The 19,516-nt window shown below is 35.4% G+C and carries 16 protein-coding genes; 14 read left to right on the top strand and 2 right to left on the bottom strand.

Features of this window, described 5'->3' with window-relative positions:
• The first annotated feature begins 220 nt into the window (after nucleotides 1-220).
• Both lon and yihA read left to right on the top strand, forming a co-directional pair.
• The gene (gene lon / locus DFR56_RS11315; protein WP_110395546.1) at nucleotides 221-2,557 is read left to right on the top strand and encodes an endopeptidase La; all 2,337 of its coding nucleotides are present in this window, start codon (nucleotides 221-223) and stop codon (nucleotides 2,555-2,557) included.
• Nucleotides 2,538-3,116: a ribosome biogenesis GTP-binding protein YihA/YsxC gene (gene yihA, locus DFR56_RS11310; RefSeq protein WP_110395545.1), complete on the top strand. Its 579-nt coding sequence runs from the start codon at nucleotides 2,538-2,540 to the stop codon at nucleotides 3,114-3,116. Before lon ends, yihA begins: the two co-directional genes overlap by 20 nt.
• Before the next feature lie 187 nt (nucleotides 3,117-3,303).
• On the opposite strand, the gene DFR56_RS11305 is transcribed toward yihA, so the two are convergent.
• Nucleotides 3,304-3,639: a hypothetical protein gene (locus tag DFR56_RS11305; RefSeq protein WP_110395544.1), complete on the bottom strand. Its 336-nt coding sequence runs from the start codon at nucleotides 3,637-3,639 to the stop codon at nucleotides 3,304-3,306.
• 660 nt (nucleotides 3,640-4,299) lie between these two features.
• Here DFR56_RS11305 and ahpC point away from each other — a divergent pair.
• The 8 genes from ahpC (at nucleotide 4,300) to DFR56_RS11265 (ending at nucleotide 13,792) form a co-directional block, all read left to right on the top strand.
• Nucleotides 4,300-4,869, top strand: a complete 570-nt coding sequence (gene ahpC / locus DFR56_RS11300) for an alkyl hydroperoxide reductase subunit C (protein ID WP_110395543.1) — start codon at nucleotides 4,300-4,302, stop codon at nucleotides 4,867-4,869.
• Nucleotides 4,870-4,881: 12 nt separating this feature from the next.
• A complete protein-coding gene (ahpF, locus tag DFR56_RS11295; RefSeq protein WP_110395542.1) occupies nucleotides 4,882-6,441 on the top strand; it encodes an alkyl hydroperoxide reductase subunit F in 1,560 nt (519 codons plus the stop codon).
• Nucleotides 6,442-7,333: 892 nt separating this feature from the next.
• A complete protein-coding gene (locus DFR56_RS11290) occupies nucleotides 7,334-8,323 on the top strand; it encodes a phosphate/phosphite/phosphonate ABC transporter substrate-binding protein (protein WP_110395541.1) in 990 nt (329 codons plus the stop codon).
• A 108-nt stretch (nucleotides 8,324-8,431) separates the two neighbouring features.
• Complete coding sequence (phnC, locus tag DFR56_RS11285; protein WP_110395610.1) at nucleotides 8,432-9,202, top strand: phosphonate ABC transporter ATP-binding protein; 771 nt, start codon at nucleotides 8,432-8,434, stop codon at nucleotides 9,200-9,202.
• On the top strand, nucleotides 9,199-9,999 hold the full coding sequence (phnE, locus tag DFR56_RS11280; RefSeq protein WP_110395540.1) for a phosphonate ABC transporter, permease protein PhnE: 801 nt from the start codon (nucleotides 9,199-9,201) through the stop codon (nucleotides 9,997-9,999). Before phnC ends, phnE (DFR56_RS11280) begins: the two co-directional genes overlap by 4 nt.
• On the top strand, nucleotides 9,996-10,778 hold the full coding sequence (gene phnE / locus DFR56_RS11275) for a phosphonate ABC transporter, permease protein PhnE (RefSeq protein WP_110395539.1): 783 nt from the start codon (nucleotides 9,996-9,998) through the stop codon (nucleotides 10,776-10,778). Before phnE (DFR56_RS11280) ends, phnE (DFR56_RS11275) begins: the two co-directional genes overlap by 4 nt.
• Before the next feature lie 309 nt (nucleotides 10,779-11,087).
• Nucleotides 11,088-11,918 (top strand): arylamine N-acetyltransferase, encoded by an 831-nt coding sequence (locus tag DFR56_RS11270; RefSeq protein WP_110395538.1) that lies wholly within the window; start codon nucleotides 11,088-11,090, stop codon nucleotides 11,916-11,918.
• 305 nt (nucleotides 11,919-12,223) lie between these two features.
• The gene (locus DFR56_RS11265) at nucleotides 12,224-13,792 is read left to right on the top strand and encodes a bifunctional metallophosphatase/5'-nucleotidase (RefSeq protein ID WP_110395537.1); all 1,569 of its coding nucleotides are present in this window, start codon (nucleotides 12,224-12,226) and stop codon (nucleotides 13,790-13,792) included.
• A 1,003-nt stretch (nucleotides 13,793-14,795) separates the two neighbouring features.
• On the opposite strand, the gene DFR56_RS11260 is transcribed toward DFR56_RS11265, so the two are convergent.
• Entirely contained in the window at nucleotides 14,796-15,278 is a 483-nt protein-coding gene (locus DFR56_RS11260) for a LiaI-LiaF-like domain-containing protein (protein ID WP_110395536.1), read from the bottom strand.
• 275 nt (nucleotides 15,279-15,553) lie between these two features.
• Here DFR56_RS11260 and hemA point away from each other — a divergent pair, with 275 nt between their 5' ends.
• The 4 genes from hemA to DFR56_RS11240 all read left to right on the top strand — a co-directional run bounded on the left by hemA (nucleotide 15,554) and on the right by DFR56_RS11240 (nucleotide 19,508).
• Nucleotides 15,554-16,912 carry a glutamyl-tRNA reductase gene (hemA, locus tag DFR56_RS11255; protein WP_110395535.1) on the top strand — a complete coding sequence of 453 codons (1,359 nt, stop codon included), beginning with the start codon at nucleotides 15,554-15,556 and terminating at the stop codon, nucleotides 16,910-16,912.
• A 104-nt stretch (nucleotides 16,913-17,016) separates the two neighbouring features.
• Nucleotides 17,017-17,805, top strand: coding sequence for a cytochrome C assembly family protein (locus DFR56_RS11250; protein WP_342353159.1), 789 nt, complete (start codon nucleotides 17,017-17,019; stop codon nucleotides 17,803-17,805).
• Nucleotides 17,806-17,817: 12 nt separating this feature from the next.
• Nucleotides 17,818-18,747 (top strand): hydroxymethylbilane synthase, encoded by a 930-nt coding sequence (gene hemC, locus DFR56_RS11245; RefSeq protein WP_110395533.1) that lies wholly within the window; start codon nucleotides 17,818-17,820, stop codon nucleotides 18,745-18,747.
• Entirely contained in the window at nucleotides 18,726-19,508 is a 783-nt protein-coding gene (locus DFR56_RS11240) for a uroporphyrinogen-III synthase (protein WP_110395532.1), read from the top strand. Before hemC ends, DFR56_RS11240 begins: the two co-directional genes overlap by 22 nt.
• Nucleotides 19,509-19,516: the final 8 nt, after the last annotated feature.

Here is a 19,516-nt window from a genome sequence, read left to right as displayed (position 1 = left end):
TATGAATACGAGGTATTACCTTCTACAAAACAGAAGAGAAGACTGACTCACGAGTTCATTTACTCCTAACATTTTATCGGTAAGTGAAGGAGATATTGATCGTTGCAGTTAGTCTTCTTCTTATTGTAACAAGGAATGTAGAAAAGTTCTGATAGAGTATATTAAAAAGGAAATACTAACAATATTATTTAAAAAGAGATGTTTGTTGGAGGTACATAATATGACAAATGATACGATACAATCGCCCCTCCTGGCGTTACGCGGTATACTCGTCTTTCCGTCTATGGTACTTCATTTAGATGTAGGAAGGGAAAAATCCATCGCTTCTTTAGAAACAGCTATGATGGGGGATCAAACGATTTTTCTTTCTTCTCAAAAAGAAGTAGCTATTGAAGATCCAAATCCCGAAGACATTTACAGGGTTGGAACGTTAGCTAAAATTAACCAAATGTTAAAATTGCCAAATGGCACTATTCGAGTGTTAGTGGAAGGTTTATATCGTGCAGAGATAATTCGTTATACAGAAGAAGAGAAAGAATACAAGGTAGAAATTAAAAAATTAGAAGATGTTAGTGGTGATTTACACGAAGAGGAAGCATTGATGAGGCAATTAGTTCATCAATTTGGTCAATATATAAAAGTGTCACGAAAAATTACGAAAGAAACATTAGCAACAGTTCAAGATATTGAAGAACCAAGTAGACTAGCTTTTATTATCGCTTCACATTTACCAATTAAAATTAAAGATAAACAAGAATTATTAGAAATTGACAATGTGAAAGATCGGATGCAACATTTACTCACGATTATTACCAATGAAAAAAAAGTACTTGATCTTGAAAGGAAAATTGGTAAACGTGTGCAAACTTCCATGGAACAAACACAAAAGGAATACTATTTACGTGAACAGTTAAAGGCGATCCAAAAAGAGCTTGGAGAAGGTGACGGGAAATTAAGTGATGTCGATCAATTAAGAGAGGACATCATGGAAGCGAATATGCCAGAAAGAGTAACAGAAGTTGCTTTAAAAGAACTCGATAGGTTTGAAAGAGTTCCACAAAGTTCAGCTGAAAGCTCCGTCATTCGTAATTATATCGATTGGTTAACATCCCTTCCTTGGGCGGAAAAAACAGAAGACTCGATCGAAATCCACCATGCGGAAGCAATTTTAGATAAAGAGCATTATGGACTCGATAAAGTGAAAGAACGAATTTTAGAGTATTTAGCTGTGCAAAAATTAACGAATTCCATTAAAGGTCCAATTCTTTGTCTAGTTGGTCCACCTGGCGTTGGAAAAACATCGTTAGCGAAGTCGATTGCCAATTCGATTCATCGTAAATTTGTCCGTATTTCTTTGGGGGGCGTTCGCGACGAAGCAGAAATAAGGGGACACCGTCGAACTTATATCGGCGCGATGCCGGGAAGAATTATTCAAGGCATGAAACGTGCTGGAACGATAAATCCAGTATTCTTACTTGATGAAATTGATAAAATGTCGAATGATTTTAGAGGCGATCCATCATCGGCAATGTTAGAAGTACTTGACCCAGAACAAAACCACAATTTTAGTGATCATTTTATAGAAGAGACATATGATTTATCCAACGTCCTGTTCATTGCAACGGCAAATTATGTAAACAATATTCCTGGCCCACTTTTAGATCGAATGGAATTAATTTCGATTTCCGGTTACACCGAAGTGGAAAAAATGCATATCGCAAAAGAGCATCTTATTCTAAAACAACTAAAAGAAAATGGGTTACAAAAAGGAAATTTACAGATCCGTGATGAGGCATTATTAAAAGTAATTAGAGAATATACTCGCGAATCAGGAGTACGCGGACTGGAACGAACGATTGCCACATTGTGCCGAAAAGCAGCTAAAATTATTATATCTGGTGAGCAAAAGCGGGTAATCGTGACAGAGAAAAGACTAGAAAAATTACTAGGAAAGCCGATTTACCGGTATGGACGAATGGAACAGGAAGATCAAGTAGGAACAGCGACAGGACTTGCGTATACCGCTGTTGGCGGAGATACTTTATCGATTGAAGTATCCCACTACCCAGGTAAAGGTGAATTAATTTTGACAGGGAAACTTGGTGAGGTAATGCGGGAATCAGCACAAGCTGCTTTTAGTTATATACGTTCCCGTGTAAAAGAACTACAAATTGAGGAAGATTTTCATAAAAAATACGACATCCATATTCATGTTCCAGAAGGTGCAACACCGAAAGATGGTCCTTCTGCTGGAATAACGATGGCAACTGCACTCGTATCAGCTCTGTCTGGTCGGGCTGTTAAAAAAGATGTCGGAATGACTGGAGAAATAACTTTACGTGGCCATGTATTACCAATTGGTGGTCTTAAAGAGAAATCATTAAGTGCACATCGAGCTGGGATTAAAACAATTATCATCCCTGCTGAAAATGAACGTGATATTGAAGATATTCCTAAAAGTGTACGTGATGATTTAACATTTATCAAAGTAAAACATTTAGATGACGTATTAAAACATGCACTTGTGGAGGAAGCCGATGAAAGTAACAAAAGCTAACATAGAAATTAGTGCAGTAAGCGGGGCACAGTATCCAAAAACAAATCTCCCAGAAATTGCTCTTGCTGGGAGGTCGAATGTTGGTAAATCATCTTTTATTAATCGTATCATTGGTCGTAAAAACCTAGTACGAACTTCGTCTAAGCCTGGGAAAACCCGCACGCTTAATTTTTATATCATCAATGATTTATTTTATTTTGTCGATGTACCAGGTTATGGGTACGCAAAAGTATCTAAATCCGAACGGGAAAAATGGGGAAGGATGATGGAGGAGTATTTTGAAACGAGAGATCAACTTCGTGTTGTTATTCTTATCGTCGATATTCGCCATAAACCAACGAGAGAAGATATTCAAATGTACGAATATATTACCTATTTAGAGATCCCGTTAATCATTATTGCTACGAAACTCGATAAAGTACCGAAAAATAAGCGTACACAACATATAAAGCAAATTAAAACCACTTTTACTAATGAACAGGTTACGATCATTCCTTTTTCAGCGGAGACAAGTGAAAATAAAGAGCTTGTGTGGAAAGAAATTAAACAATATATCTAACGTAAAAAAATGGAATAGATTGCTTATTTCCACTTGCTTAAGTTAATACTAAAAACCACTTCTACAATAGGACTGTTCCCAACAAAGTAGAAAGTGGTTTAACCTTTGCTAATTTCAAATTAAATACTTTTCTATCAACTTTCGGGTATTCTCAAGAAAACTTAAAATAAAGTTTTATTATTTTAATTCATTTACTTTTACCATATGATTGTCTACTCCGAAGAGATGAACGAATAAAAAAGTAAACCATTAACGCAATAAAATACAAGAAGCTAATGCCAAAAAAGAATTTAATTTCTACCATGGCGCATAAACAACTAAAAGTAAACAATCCCAATAGAACTGGAATGTGTGCAATTTTTTCAATTTTAATTAATGAAATTAATCCAGCTAAAAACGAAACTCCAAGTGCAAGGAAAGTGAATATCAATAATGAATTCCATACTACTTGTACTGATGAGATTAAAGCAGTTACAAAAATGACGATAAAAATCCACAGTAGACTGATAACTAATCGGTTCAATAATAACGCCCTCCTCCTATTTTAGCTTATATTTTTATTCCAATAACCTTTGCGTATTATAATAATAAACTTTTGTTTCTATCTTTATAATGCCATTACTTACTCATTTAGTGTCTTTTCAAATGATATTTTAGCATAATGTAAGGTCTGTTCATTAATCAATACTTTTATCGCTACCGTTACCACAATATGTTGCACCTCTTTGACACCCAGGTAGTAGCTTCAGTAATGCAGAGAGTACGATCGGAAACTTTGTTTTATTTTCTTTCTATTCCATTAAATAAAGGGAATGTAATCACTTCTTTCACCATATTCGTCAAACTAGACGAATAGAATTAAATATGTAATATAGTCGAGAAAACAAGAAAGTAATTGAGAATGTTAAACGGATACTGATAACTGCTTAAAATTATATGACAAGATTGCTTTCAATTAGATGGAATTGAATTGGTATATGAGAGGTTTAATTTGAAAGAAGTGTGACAAAATTACACAATACTTGACAAAATCGGTTCATTATTAAATAATAAATATAACATTAGAATTATTATAGTTACAGGATGATTAATTTCATGCTTATATTCATGAGTAAATTTTCCAATATTGTCCTAAACTAACAAGATGAATTCTAAAAATACATATACATGGAGGAGTTTTAAAATGTCATTAATCGGAAAAGAAATCGAATCATTTAAAGCACAAGCATATAATGCGGGTAACGGAGAGTTTATTGAGATTACCGATGAAAGCTTAAAAGGAAAGTGGAGTGTTGTTTGTTTCTATCCAGCAGACTTTACATTCGTTTGCCCAACAGAACTAGAGGACCTTCAAGATCAATACGCTACACTTCAAGAATTAGGTGTGGAAGTATATTCGGTTTCAACTGATACACATTTTACACATAAAGCGTGGCACGATCATTCAGAGGCTATTAGCAAAATTGAGTACGTAATGATCGGTGATCCATCACAAACAATTTCACGTAACTTTGATGTTCTGGACGAGGAAGCAGGTCTTGCTCAACGTGGTACATTCATTATTGATCCAGACGGAATTGTACAAGCGGCAGAAATTAATGCAGACGGAATTGGACGTGACGCAAGCACACTCGTAGGTAAAGTAAAAGCTGCCCAATATGTGCGTAATAATCCAGGTGAAGTTTGCCCAGCTAAATGGGAAGAAGGTTCTGAAACACTTAAGCCAAGCCTAGATCTTGTAGGTAAAATTTAAGGAGTGCATTAAATGATATTAGATGCTGAAATTAAAGCACAATTAGCCCAATATCTTGAAATGTTAGAAGGCGAAATTCGACTAAAAGTTAGTGTAGGGTCTGACAAAGTATCCCAAGACATGGTGGAGCTAGTAGATGAGCTATCCGCCATGTCATCGAAGATAACAATTGAGCATACCGTATTGGAGAGAACTCCTAGTTTTAGTATTAACAAACCAGATGAAGATTCTGGGATTACTTTTGCTGGTGTTCCACTTGGACATGAATTTACTTCGTTAGTATTAGCATTACTTCATGTAAGTGGTAGAGCTCCAAAAGTGGATCAAAAAGTAATTGAGCAAATTAAAAATATCGATAAGGAACTGCACTTTGAATCTTATATCAGTTTAAGCTGTCAAAATTGTCCAGAGGTTGTTCAAGCACTAAATATTATGAGTGTTTTAAACCCTAAAATTACGCATACGATGATCGATGGTGCTGCATATAAAGAAGAAACTGAAAGTAAAAATATTATGGCGGTTCCGACGGTATTCTTAAATGGAGAAGAATTTGGCGGTGGCCGAATGACTGTTGAAGAAATCCTTGCTAAGTTAGGTGGCGGTCCGGACGCATCTGAATTCGAAGATAAAGATCCATTTGATGTTCTTGTTGTTGGGGGAGGACCTGGCGGAGCGAGTGCAGCAATCTATGCAGCTCGTAAAGGAATCCGTACAGGGATTGTTGCAGAACGTTTCGGCGGTCAGATTCTTGATACAGCCGCTATTGAAAATTTCATTAGCGTGAATCGTACGGAAGGTCCTAGACTTGCAGCAAATCTCGAAGAACATGTGAAAGAATACAATATCGATGTAATGAACTTACAGCGTGCTGTACGTCTTGAAAAAAAGGACTATGTTGAAATTGAATTAGAAAACGGTGCAGTTTTAAAAAGCAAATCTGTCATCCTTTCAACTGGTGCTCGTTGGCGTAAAGTTGGCATACCTGGAGAAGATGAGTTTAGGAATAAAGGGGTAGCATATTGTCCGCATTGTGATGGCCCATTATTCGAAGGGAAACGCGTAGCAGTCATTGGTGGCGGTAATTCTGGTATTGAAGCAGCAATTGATCTTGCTGGAATTGTAAAACATGTTACAGTTCTTGAATTTGCATCGGAACTAAAAGCCGACTCTGTATTACAGAAGCGTTTAAACAGTTTACCAAATGTAACGGTGATTAAAAATGCGCAAACAACTGAAATTACCGGAACAGATAATGTGAATGGTATTTCTTATATTAATAGGGAAACAAAGGCTGAACAACATATTGAACTGGAAGGTGTATTCGTCCAGATTGGTCTTGTTCCAAACACAGATTGGCTCGGTGAAACAGTTGAACGTAACCAATTTGGTGAAGTCATTGTAGATAGAAATGGTGTAACCAATATTCCTGGCGTATTTGCTGCAGGAGATTGTACAGATGAAAAGTTTAAACAAATCATTATCTCCATGGGATCTGGTGCGACTGCGGCATTAAGTGCATTCGATTACCTCGTCCGTCATGCAGATACATTTGAAAAAGTGGAGACAAAATAACCTTTATAGAAGAGGTTGGAAATAAAACTCTATAGAAATGAATGAACCTTATGAGATCAAATTTTAAACTGATTTCATGAGGTTTTATTTTTATCATTTGTCCTATACATGCGTGTTCAAAAAGGTCGATACAAAGGATCAAGAAGTTCCGCTGGTTAAACCCGCTTCTTTCGATTACTCGCCCCATCAAAAAGCCTTGGGACTCCGCTAAATGCTCGTCCCATCGAAAAAACTTGGGACTCCGCTAAATGCTCGCCCCATCAAAAAGCCTTGTGGCAACGCTAGGACGTCGCGCCTTTAGTCAGTGAGTAGTAAGAAAGGATTTATCCTTTCTTATCTGGCAACGAAGAAATTCGATGCGTCGTTTTTGTTAGACTTTTTGAATATCCTCTATCATACGTTAGCTATAGAAATTGCTTAAGTCAAAGGGTTTTAAAACACTCTAAATACAGTATATATCTCAAATATTGGACCCTTCATCCTCTCAAGGGAGTAACACTATTTCGCAGTTTTTACAAAGCCGATCAGTGCTCATTTAAGAATCATTCAGAATCCCTATTTAACCTTCGAATAATGAAGATTTGTTTATTTCCGTTCGGCGACAGAAAGTAATGGGAATAAAAACTTTCTATAAACCTTTGGCATCTATCCCTCACTTTTGAATGTACATTATTCAAAAGTGAGGTTTTTATCACTTCAGGAATCCTATCATGCTCAATACATTTTTTGGCTTTACATTATTTTTACTCGAAATTAACTATTATTACATAATACATTGTTATTATTTTTTTATGGTTGCTTAGTATAGCAGGGGGTGAAATAGTAAAAGTAATTTTACTAGGAAACTAATTTGACTAACCAATTTAGATTAAATAATTAAGGTGGGGGAAAAATGAAAAGAATCTTATTCATAGGCCTTACAATCCTATTTTCATTATGTGTTTTAGCTGCATGTGGAAATGATGGTGAAGGTGCGTCCTCAACAGAAAATGAGGACGCGGAAAATCAGGAAGAAACAAATGAGGACACAGAAGTTCAAGAAGAAAATGATGGTGAAGAACTAGAAGAATTAAAAGTTCAATTTGTTCCTTCTCAAAACGCAGATACTTTAGAAGCAAAAGCAAAACCTTTAGAAGATTTACTTAGTAATGAATTAGGTATTCCGGTAACGGTTAGTGTTTCGACAGATTATAATACGATTGTAGAAGCGATGAAGTCAGATCAAGTAGATGTAGGCTTTTTGCCGCCAACTGCTTATGTACTTGCCCATGAGCAAGTGGCAGCCGACGTAATTTTACAAGCCCAAAGATTTGGTGTACATGATGATGGTTCAGCGACAGAGGAATTGGTAGATTCATACAAATCGATTTTTATCGTGAAAGCAGACTCAGATATTAATTCCATAGAAGACCTAAAAGGTAAAAAGATAGGATATCAAAATGTTACATCATCAGCGGGATTTGTTTGGCCAGCTGCAACTTTAATGGAAGCAGGAATTCATCCGCTTAACGATGTCGAGTCAGTAACTTTAAAAGGACATGACCAAGCTGTAATTGCCCTTTTAAATGGAGATATAGATGCAGCAGTTACATTCCAAGATGCTAGAAATGTAGTCGTGAGTGATTATGAAAATGTCTTTGAAGATACAAAAATACTTGAGTTCACAGAAGATATTCCTAACGATACGATTGCCGTACGTCCTGCTATTAGTGACGAAATGAAAGAGGCAATCACACAAGCTTTCATCGCAATTGGACAAGATGAAGAAGGTCAAGAAATTATCCGTGATATTTACAGTCATGAGGGATATGTTGAATCACAAGATAGTAATTTCGATATTGTTAGAGAATATGAAGAAAAGGTAAGTAATGAAGTACAATAATACATGGACATTTTAGGGAAAACAACATACGGAGAAGGAAGGAAGGCTGTCAACGATCTATTTTCGGACGGCCTCCTTTTTACTACGCTCACGAAAGTAGGGAAAAGGTTGATACAATTTAAAAATGTTTCCAAAATATACCCTAATGGAACGATCGGATTAAAAAACATCAATCTCCAAATAGAAGACGGGGAATTTGTTGTCATTGTTGGCTTGTCTGGGGCCGGGAAGTCAACACTTCTTCGTTCCGTTAATCGACTCATTGAAATAAGTGAGGGGGAAATTTCTATCCATGGCGAATCAATTACGAAAGCTAAAGGGAACGAACTTTATCGTATTCGCCGGGATATAGGCATGATTTTTCAAAATTTTAACCTTGTCAAACGGTCTTCTGTGATGAGAAATGTATTGTCTGGTCGAGTCGGATATCACTCAACATTACGTATGATATTAGGTTTATTTCCAAAACAGGATAAAGAATTGGCAATCGAAGCTTTAAAAAGAGTAAATCTAGTGGAAAAGGCGTACGTAAGAGCAGATCAACTATCCGGGGGCCAACAACAACGAGTGTCAATTGCAAGAGCATTAGCACAAGAGGCAAAAATTGTCCTTGCAGATGAACCAGTCGCTTCACTAGACCCACTGACAACGAAACAAGTAATGGAAGATTTATTACGAATCAATCAAGAATTAAATATAACGATGATTGTTAACTTGCATTCGATCGATCTAGCCAGAGAATATGCAACTAGAATTATCGGGTTGAAAGATGGAGAAGTTGTGTTTGATGGTCCTGTGATCGAAGCGACGAACGACACATTTACAAGCATATATGGACAGGACATGAGAAAAAATGAAATGAAGAGGGCTGCCAAATGAACACAATAGAAAAAGAACAAACAGATCATATTCCTTCACCACCTTCAAAAATGAAACCTATTTTTACAGCCATGCTTGTCCTCGTGTTAGTGTTAGGAAGCGGTTGGCAAATTGGTTTTTCATTTACTGAATTGTTAAAAGGGCTGCCAAATATGTGGGATCTAGTTGTTCAATTAGTTCCACCAGATTTAGCTTATTTTCAAGTAATTACTTCACCGATGTTGGAAACAATACGTATGGCGGTAATTGGGACGACATTTGGTGGACTGCTCGCTTTTCCGCTAGCTATGCTTGCGGCGAGAAATGTATTTTTTCTATCGATCATTACGGGACCGGCCCGATTTTTATTAAATTTAATTCGTACATTGCCAGAATTATTATTAGCAGCTTTGTTTGTTGCTATTTTCGGAATCGGAACAATTCCAGGGATTTTTGCACTAATGTTTTTTTCCTTAGGGATTATCGCGAAATTGTTTTATGAATCAGTAGAATCAATTGATCCTGGACCGATGGAGGCAATGACTGCAGTGGGAGCAAATAAATTAAAGTGGATTATGTTTGGAGTCGTACCCCAAGTAATGGCCCCATTTATGTCATTCTTTCTATATGCTTTTGAAATTAATATTAGAGCGGCGGCGGTATTAGGGTTAGTTGGAGCTGGAGGAATAGGCTTATTTTATGAACAAACGCTTGGATTTTTCGATTATGCTAAAACATCATCGATTATCGTCTATACACTTGGAGTCGTTTTACTTATTGATTATTTGAGTACGAAAATTAGGGAGAAATTAATATGAAACGAGAGTCACTCATTATATTACGTCGCACCTTCCTTATTTTAACGGTGCTTTTCATCTACATATGGGCTTTTATCGGATTACCAAACATAGAGCTGAAAGAAACATCGATTGAAATTGTTTCCGCCATTATATCTGGTCTTTTCCAACCTGATTGGGGCTATGTTTATGATCCAGCTGGAGAAGATTTATTACGCGGATTACTCGATACGGTTGCAATTGCGTTATTGGGGACTTTTATTGCAGGTATTCTTTGTATTCCTTTTTCATTTATGGCTGCTAATAATATCGTAAAAACGAAAGCAATTGTTGGGACGAATAAATTTATGTTAAGCTTTATTCGCGTATTTCCTGATATCGTTCTTGCGTTACTGTTTATAAAAGCGGTTGGCCCTGGAGCATTTGCAGGTGTGTTAGCACTTGGCATTGGTGCGGTCGGTATGTTAGGGAAATTGATTTCAGATAGCATTGAAGGAATTGATTTAAGTGCAAGGGAGGCTTTAGTTGCAACTGGTGCCAATCCAATCAAAATATTTATGTTCGCAGTAGTACCACAAGTATTACCCAATTTCTTCTCCTTTATTTTGTATCGATTTGAGGTTAATGTGCGTGCTGCTACTGTCTTAGGAGTCATTGGAGCAGGTGGAATTGGAACTCCGCTTATTTTTGCATTAAGTGTCAGAGATTGGGAGCGAGTAGGCATTATTTTACTAGGGATTATTGTGATGATTACGTTGATTGATATGATATCGGGTAAAATAAGATCACGCTTGACGTAAAAACGTATGTTGTATATAGGGGATGAAAAGATTGCAAGTAAATCTTTAGATATTATTACTAGTGATGTTAACGGAAATAAATTTGATGCCATTCCATTATGAGACAAATGAGGACACAACATATAAAGCTATTGAAGAGATGTATTTATAATTTCGGTAGGTTAGTACAGGATGAATAGTTAGATTATTATCAAATTTTAAGTTTCATTTATTACAACTAAAGTATTGTTGATATTCAGTCCTTTTTCTGATTACAAATCTTCTCTATATTGTAAAATAGTTTACAAAGAAGAAAGGGGACGTGTCAGTATGGGAAATCAGAATTTCGTGGATTATTTACGTTTTTTAAATCTCGACATTGAAGCTCCAACGTTAAGTTACTTAAAAAAGATATGTAAAGCACAATTAAATACATTTCCTTTTGAAAACATTAGTAAACTAATTTATTTTCAAAAAGGAAACTTTAAGCAATGTAAAGTGCCAGAGCACGATACGTTTATTGAGAATTTTAAAAAATACAACTTTGGAGGAACCTGTTATACTTTAAATTCTCATCTAAATATATTTTTGAAGCAGTTAGGTTTTATTAGCAATCTTACTAAGGTTGGTAATCAGCATATGGGAATAATAGTAAAATTAAATGGTGATAAGTATTATGTAGATATAGGGGCGGCAGCACCATTATTTTCTCCACTACTTCTGCAAAATAAAGATAATTATGATACAAACTTTAGAAATGATAGAATTCATATAGTAAACAAAAATGACGGAACTTATGATTATATCCGTCTAACAGATGGAAAAAAAAGTGGTGAAACTTGGTCATTTAATCCTTCAAACTCAAATAATATTTTTGATTTTCATTCACTAATCGATAAATCAAATGAACCAGGTTTTACGTTCATGACAATACTGAGATGTCAATTGTATCAACTTAAGAAAAGAAGAAGTGTTTCACTAGTAAATAATAGATTTACAATTCGATACACAAATGGTAGAAAAAGCGTTACCACTTTATCTTCACAAACAGAAATTGTTGAGGTTATTACCGAAGAGTTTGGGTTAACTAAATTGCCAATTCATAAAGCAATTGATGTACTTAACCAATTAAATATAGATATTTTTTCTAAAAGTAGTTAATAAGTGAATTTATTATCTATTAGGATTCGTAAGTTATGGATGTTTTTTGTAAAATGATGTACTTAAGCTATAGCGCGCTTATTGTTCGCAGTAGCTCCAAGTATTGCTAAGTTTTTTGTATTGATATGAGGGTAGTGTACGTGCGGCTACCGCTTATTTTTGTGTTATGTGTCAGGAATCAGGATAATAGGAATTTTGTTACAAGAGATTATTGTGATGGTTACGTTGATTGATTTGATATCGGGTAAAATAAGATCACGCTTAACGTAAAAAGGTATGTCGTGATATAGGAAAGGATGTAAAGATTGCAAGTAAAACTTCATATATTATGTACTAGTGATGTTCACGGGAATTTGTTGCCTATTCATTATGGGACAAATGAGAAGGTGAACACAGGGCTTGCGACATACGCTACTGCTGTCAAACAAGCTAGAAAAAAATATGATCATGTGATCGTCCTTGATAATGGAGATTTAATTCAAGGAACACCACTTATGACCCATTATGTCAATGAATATTCTGAGCAGAAAAATCCTATGATTAACGTGATGAATCAAATTGGAATCGATGCATCTGTAATAGGAAATCATGAATTTAACTATGGGATGAAAGTGCTATCAGACGCAGTAGAACAGGCACATTTTCCATGGTTATCTGCTAATATTTTAAACGAACAAACAAAACAACCATTATTTGGACAGCCTTATATAGTAAAGAAATTTCCGAATGGACTTACAATCGCCATTGTAGGGGTAACCACTCACTATATCCCGCATTGGGAACAATCTGAACATATTGAGGGAATTCAATTTTTAGATGCGTTTTCAACGTTACAAAGTTGGGTAAATCAAATTCATATGAAAGAGCAGCCAGACGTGCTGATCGCTTCTTATCATGGTGGTTTTGAATGTGACCTAAAGACTGGTGAGCCGACAGAGCAAATAACTGGTGAAAACCAAGCATACAAAATGTGTGAAGAAATAAAAGGTATTGACATTTTATTAACTGGACATCAACATCGTCAACTAACGGAAGTGCTCCATGATGTGTTAGTTGTTCAACCTGGTCATCATGCACAGATGTATGGAAAAGTTGACATTGAACTTCAGAAAGAAAATGGCGAGTGGGTGATGACGAATAAAAGTGCCGAACTTCTTACATTGGAAGGGGTTGAACCAGATCCAGTTATAATAAGGGAAATGGAGTCCTTGGAACAGTCAACACAACAATGGCTTGATGAACCTATTGGACATATTAAGGGCGATATGTCTATTTCAGATCCTTTTTTGGCAAGAACTAGCAAACATGCCTTTATTCAATTTATTCATCAAGTACAGATGGATGCAAGTGGAGTGGACATCTCAGTAACCTCCTTATTAAATAATGATACGAAAGGATTTGGATCTACTGTAACAATGAGAGATGTCGAGTCAAACTTCATGTTTCCCAATACACTTATCGTTTTGGAACTGACTGGTAAAGATATAAAACTAGCCTTAGAGAAAAGTGCAGAATATTTTATCGTCAATAAAAAAAATGAAATCACAGTAAATCCAGCTTTTATGTACCCAAAGCCACAACATTATAATTACGATATGTGGGAAGGAATCAACTATATGATCCATGTTGCAAATGAACCGGGTTCCCGTATTAAGCAAGTATTTTATCATGGAGAATTACTTGAGCATGATCAAAAATATAGTGTCGCACTCAATAATTATCGTGCATCAGGTGGGGGAAATTATGACATGTTTAAACATAAACCTGTTGTAAAAGAGATACAACAGAATACAACAGAGTTAATTTGCGCCTATTTTAAAAAACATCCAATTGTAAAAGCGGAAACAACGAAGAATTTTATTGTTACATTGTAACTCCACTTTCGCTCCAATAAAATGAGTTCAAACAGTTCACTTGGTTAAGCTGGGATGCTTCTAAGTTCTATCCTTGATAAACTAAGATAATAAACTGTTTTCCAAAAAAGATTGGGGCTGCCAATACTTCTCCTACCAAAATAGATTTGTTGTTTTTTACATATAAAATATAAACTGCGCAGTAACTTAGTTTGATATCTATAAACCTAGTCACAGCAATGTTGATTTCCGCTACGGACAGTCGCTTTCCGAGGGCAACCCTCAACTTCCTCGGAAGCAAAGTGCGCTTCCTGCGGGATTTTCGGTTGTTGCTTTTCCCGCAGGAGTCGACTGTCCTACGCTCCAATCAACTATACGTTAGGTTAGGTAAATATAAATGATAATAATTTCAAACATAAATTACCGTAATGATTCAACCTTACCTGAGCGAAGGAAATACACGGAGACTCCCATCTGATAGCGGAAGGCAACTGAAAAGTGATTTATCGGAAAAATAATGATTAAGCACATTTATAGCAGCCTGAATATGCGTAGACTCCTGCGGGGGGATAGGCCTAGATGAGACCCCACAACGAGCGTAGTGAGTGAGGAGGCTCGTCAGCCGCCCGCGGAAAGCGAAGCATATTCAGGATGCGGTAGTATACCAATCTATCCCAAACTTTTTTATAACCTTTTCAGTGGCCTGAAAGGCAGAGTGTATTTCCGTAGCGCTAGGACATCACGCTATTTGCAGTTATGTCGTAGTTGTGATAATAGCAACAAACGTAACGAACAGAGCAGGTGGAGTCTAGATGTAAAGCAGAATGGTTAGAGCAAACAGTTCATCCAAAGTCAACTTGAGCACCGTATCTTCATCCTCCTTAATTCTACGAAGGCTTTTTGTCAATTTCACTCTGCGAAAGTTGGGTGATAAGTAAAAGGTAATACACTTGAACTTTCGCACAAGCTAGGAAGGTTCAAGTGTATTCACACCACTAACAGTTAATCCTCATTCTATGAATAATTATTTTTTAAATCGTAAAAAATAAATCCCGATTCCAATTAATGCAACAGGCCAAAATGTTTCAAAAAAGTCAGCAATACCATAAATCCAGTCAAACCATTCAGGTAAGGTGACGGAAAAAATCATTAATAAGGCAAGACCAATTAAAACACTGGCAGGGATTAATCCTGTTTTTGTTTTGAAGAAGCGGATTAAAAATGCAACACCAACGATTAACGCATAACTAGACCAATGATCAAACCAAAACGGATAATTCTCAAGGCCATGAAAATGAATACCAAGTCCTAGTAGTAATACACCCACAAAGATGTTTTGATACTCTTTTGTTGAATAACTATGGATTAAAAAAGCAATGCCAATAATCATTAAAAAAGTGGGCCATGAATAAAAGTTTGCAAATAAGCTTAAGTTTAATTGTCTAATTAAAAAATATACACCTATTCCAATTAGTATATATGCAGAAAATGCATGTTGTTTTTTCATTAAAATCCTCTTTTCACAGATGTTTCAAATACTATCATAATATATCGAAAGAAAATGAACAAGTACGAATATGAAAGAGTGAAAATGGTGAAAACAACTGGAATAGTGTGATACTGTCAAAGGAAGTTCATATTTATACAGGCATAAGCCAAAAGTTAATGTTATAATTAGATTAGAATAATTATTAACTTCGCTTTTTATTTAAATTTGTTTTTAAAATGGAATGTTAGGGAATGAACATGGAAGAAGTTAATTTACTTTAAGGAGCATGAAACGTGTATATTTTACAAGTTGGCTTTAATTATAAAACAACACCAATTGAAATTCGTGAAAAACTTGCTTTTAGTGAATCTACAATAGAAGATGCAATAGTAGAATTAAATAAACGGAAAAGTATATTAGAAAACGTCATTTTATCTACATGTAACCGTACGGAAATATATGCAGTTGTTGATCAAATCCATACTGGACGTTATTATATCAAGCAGTTTCTATCTGACTGGTTTCATATACCAATGGAAGAGTTCTCTTCTTATTTACAAATCGTCGAAAATGATGGTGCAATTGAACATTTACTACGTGTTTCTGTCGGCTTAAACTCAATGGTACTTGGTGAAACGCAGATTTTAGGGCAAATAAGGGATGCTTTTTTAACTGCCCAACAAATGGAAACGACTGGAACCATTTTTAATGAATTATTTAAACGGGCAATCACTTTTGCAAAACGAGCCCATAAAGAGACTGCAATTGGGGAACATGCTGTTTCCGTTAGTTATGCTGCTGTTGAACTTTCGAAAAAGATTTTCGGAGAAATTTCCGACAAACATGTCGTTATTTATGGTGCTGGCGAAATGGGCGAGTTAGCAGTGAAAAATTTGTACGGAGCAGGAGTAAAAAAGATTACAGTTGTCAATCGGACACTTGAGCGTGCAGAAAAATTAGCTAAACAGTTTAACGCAAATGCGGCAACAGCAAATGAATTAAGTTCCATTTTGAAAAAAGCGGATATTTTGATTAGTTCAACTGCTGCTAAAGACCCTGTTTTGACAAAAGCTGATTTGATCCCAATTCAAAAAGATCGAAAAGGTAAACCTCTCTTTTTAGTTGATATTGCCGTACCGAGAGATTTAGATGCGAAGATCGGCGAATTAGATAGTGTATTCTTATACGATATTGACGACCTGCAACATATCGTTGATCAAAATTTAGCCGAACGTAAAAAAGCGGCTGAAGTGATTGAGTTACAAGTAGAAAAAGAAATTGTTGAATTTAAAGATTGGGTTATCACTCTGGGTGTTGTTCCGGTCATTCGTGCATTACGTGAAAAAGCGCTCACGATTCAAGGGGAAACATTTGCAAGTATTAAACGTAAAATTCCCGATTTAACAGAGCGTGAACAAAAGGTTATTCGTAAACATACAAAAAGTATTATTAATCAATTATTAAAAGAACCGATCATTCAAGCAAAAGAAATGGCTGGGAAGAAAGAGTCGGATAAACTACTTGCATTATTTGTAGATGTATTTGGAATTGATGATGATGTAAAAAAAGAAGTGGAAAAAAGATCAAATAAAACGAAAGCAATAGTGACAGACTTAAAGAAAAATAATGTATCATTTCCCTTCACTAACTAAGAAATTTCGTTTAGCCAATGTAATTATGTGACTATGGAGTGTATGATACTTAGTAGGTTAGAAAGGGTTAATCTATGTTTGCTGCAAAATGGATATATGAAATAATGCTATTTATTTATAGCTTGAGTTTAGTAGGTTATTTTATCGATTTTATTAAATCTAATTCCAGAGTAAATAAAATATCCTTTTATTTACTCTGCCTTGTTTGGTTTATCCAAACGATCATTTTATATAACCAAACGTTTATTGAAAAAAACTTTCCGATTTTAACTTTAAACGATGGTTTATTTTTTTATGCATGGATCTTATTATTATTTTCGTTACTTATTAACCATTTTTTCCAAATTCATTTTATCGTTTTTTTCACGAACTTGTTCAGTTTTTTTATTTTATTATTATCACTTTCGTTAAGTGCTCAAACTGCTTTTCATGACCAAGGAAGTGAATTTGTCCATGAAATATTAATCATCCATATCACATTAGCACTGCTTTCGTATGGTTTTTTTACTTTATCATTTACATTAGCTCTTATGTATTTAATTCAGTATTATTTTTTAAAGGAGAAAAAAGGGTTAAAATGGATGTGGCGTTTCGCTGATTTGGAAAGATTAGATTCGTATTCTTTCTTCTTAATTATTATTGGAGTACCATTATTATTAATTGGGCTTATTTTCGGACTCGTTTGGGCGTATGTAGCACAAGCTGAATTTTATTGGTTAGATGTAAAGACGGTTGGATCGATTCTCGTTTTAGTCGTATACATCGTTTATTTGTTATTACGTATGTTAAAAGGGTATCGAGGAAAACCGATCTCGATTTATAATACTTGTGCTTTTTTAGGGTTATTAATTAATTTTTTCCTATTTAGTTCTTTATCAGAATTTCATTTTTAAGGAGGTTACCTTATGCGTTCATTTATTATTGGAACGAGAGAAAGTAAACTTGCAGTAACTCAAGCAAAATGGGTAATGGAGGAATTAAAAAAAGCGGGAGTTCCAAATGAGTTTACGTTAAAATATATTTCAACTAAAGGAGATCGGAAACAGAATGTCTCCTTAGCAAAAGTCGGTGGGACAGGTATTTTTATTCAAGATATTGAAGAAGCCTTAGAAAAGAAAGAAATTGATTTTGCAGTACATAGTATGAAAGATTTACCCGCTATGTTAGATGACAGATTCATTATCGGCTCTGTGCCGATAAGAGAAGATCATCGCGATGCTTTTATTGGACGAAATGGAATAAAATTAGCGGATTTACAAGAGGGAGCAATTATTGGGACAAGTAGTGCAAGAAGGGCAGCACAAATAAAAGCAATTTTACCACATGTAGAAACAAAATGGATTCGTGGTGCAGTCGATGCTCGGATTAAACAATTGGAAGAAGGAAAATATGATGGGATTATTTTAGCAGTTGCTGGCTTAAAGCGACTCGGAATAGAAAAAGTAATAACGGAATATTTACCAGCAGACACGTTTATTCCAGCGGTTGGTCAAGGTGCTTTAGCCATTGAATGTCGAAGTGAGGATGATGAAACAAAGCAAGTGCTACGAACAATTAATGACGTAAACACAGAAACTGCTGCTATTACGGAACGCATTTTTGTCCGTTTGTTAGATGAGGAAGATAAGGCACCGATTGGCGCTTATGCTACAGTAGAAAATAACGACATTATTTTATATGCTTCCGTCGCATCTATTAATGGCGAGCAGATTTTAACCTTTACGGCTAAAGGAGTGTCACCTGAGGAAGTTGCGACAACAGCAGCTAATGAGTTAATGAAAAAAGGGGCAAAGGAACTCATTGAGGAAGCAAAATGGGAGCTTGGCAAAGAATGACAGGAATGAAAACACTACAAGGAAAAAGGATTTTAATTACGAGAGAAAAATCACAAGCGAAAGAGTTTGCCCGTTTAATTGAAAAATATAAAGGGATTCCGATAGAAGTACCTTTATTACACATTACATGTCGGAATATCATAAAGAAGACAAAGGTAGAATTACAGACATTTGACTGGATTTTTTTTACAAGTGCACATGGGGTCCATTGTTTTTTTAATCAATTTAAAGACAACCAGTTTATACAGACACTTTTTGCGACAGTAGGGCATAAAACGGAAAAAGCGTTAAAAGAATATGGCTATAAGGCATCGTTTATCCCAACAACCTACAATGCTGAAGTAATGGCAGATGAATTTTTTAAACGGTATCCTGAAGCAGACAATATTTTACTCGTCCGCGGTAATATTTCAAGACAAGTTTTAGTAAATGAGTTAACAGATCGCAAGCGAACGTTTGAAACCATTGTCGTTTATGATACAAAGGCTTATACAAATATGAAAGAGACATTACTTCACGTTCTTGAAGAAAAAAAGCTTGATTATGTAACATTTACTAGTCCTTCAACTGTAAAGACTTTTATGGAAATGATTGAAGGACATCCTACATTGCAAGAATTTTTAACAATACCAGCTGTATGTATAGGGACAACGACAGAAAAAGCAGCAATCAAGTTTCAATGTAAACGAACAATCGTACCAGAAATGTTTACGATAGAAAGTATGGTAGAGAAATTAATCGAAATGGAAACATGCAACTAAAACAACTT

The sequence above is a fragment of the Pseudogracilibacillus auburnensis genome, assembly GCF_003201975.1.
In the GTDB taxonomy this organism is placed as follows: Bacteria; Bacillota; Bacilli; order Bacillales; family Amphibacillaceae; genus Pseudogracilibacillus; species Pseudogracilibacillus auburnensis.
Note: the sequence above shows the minus strand (reverse complement) of the source record. Positions and strands in the feature narration are given on the sequence as shown.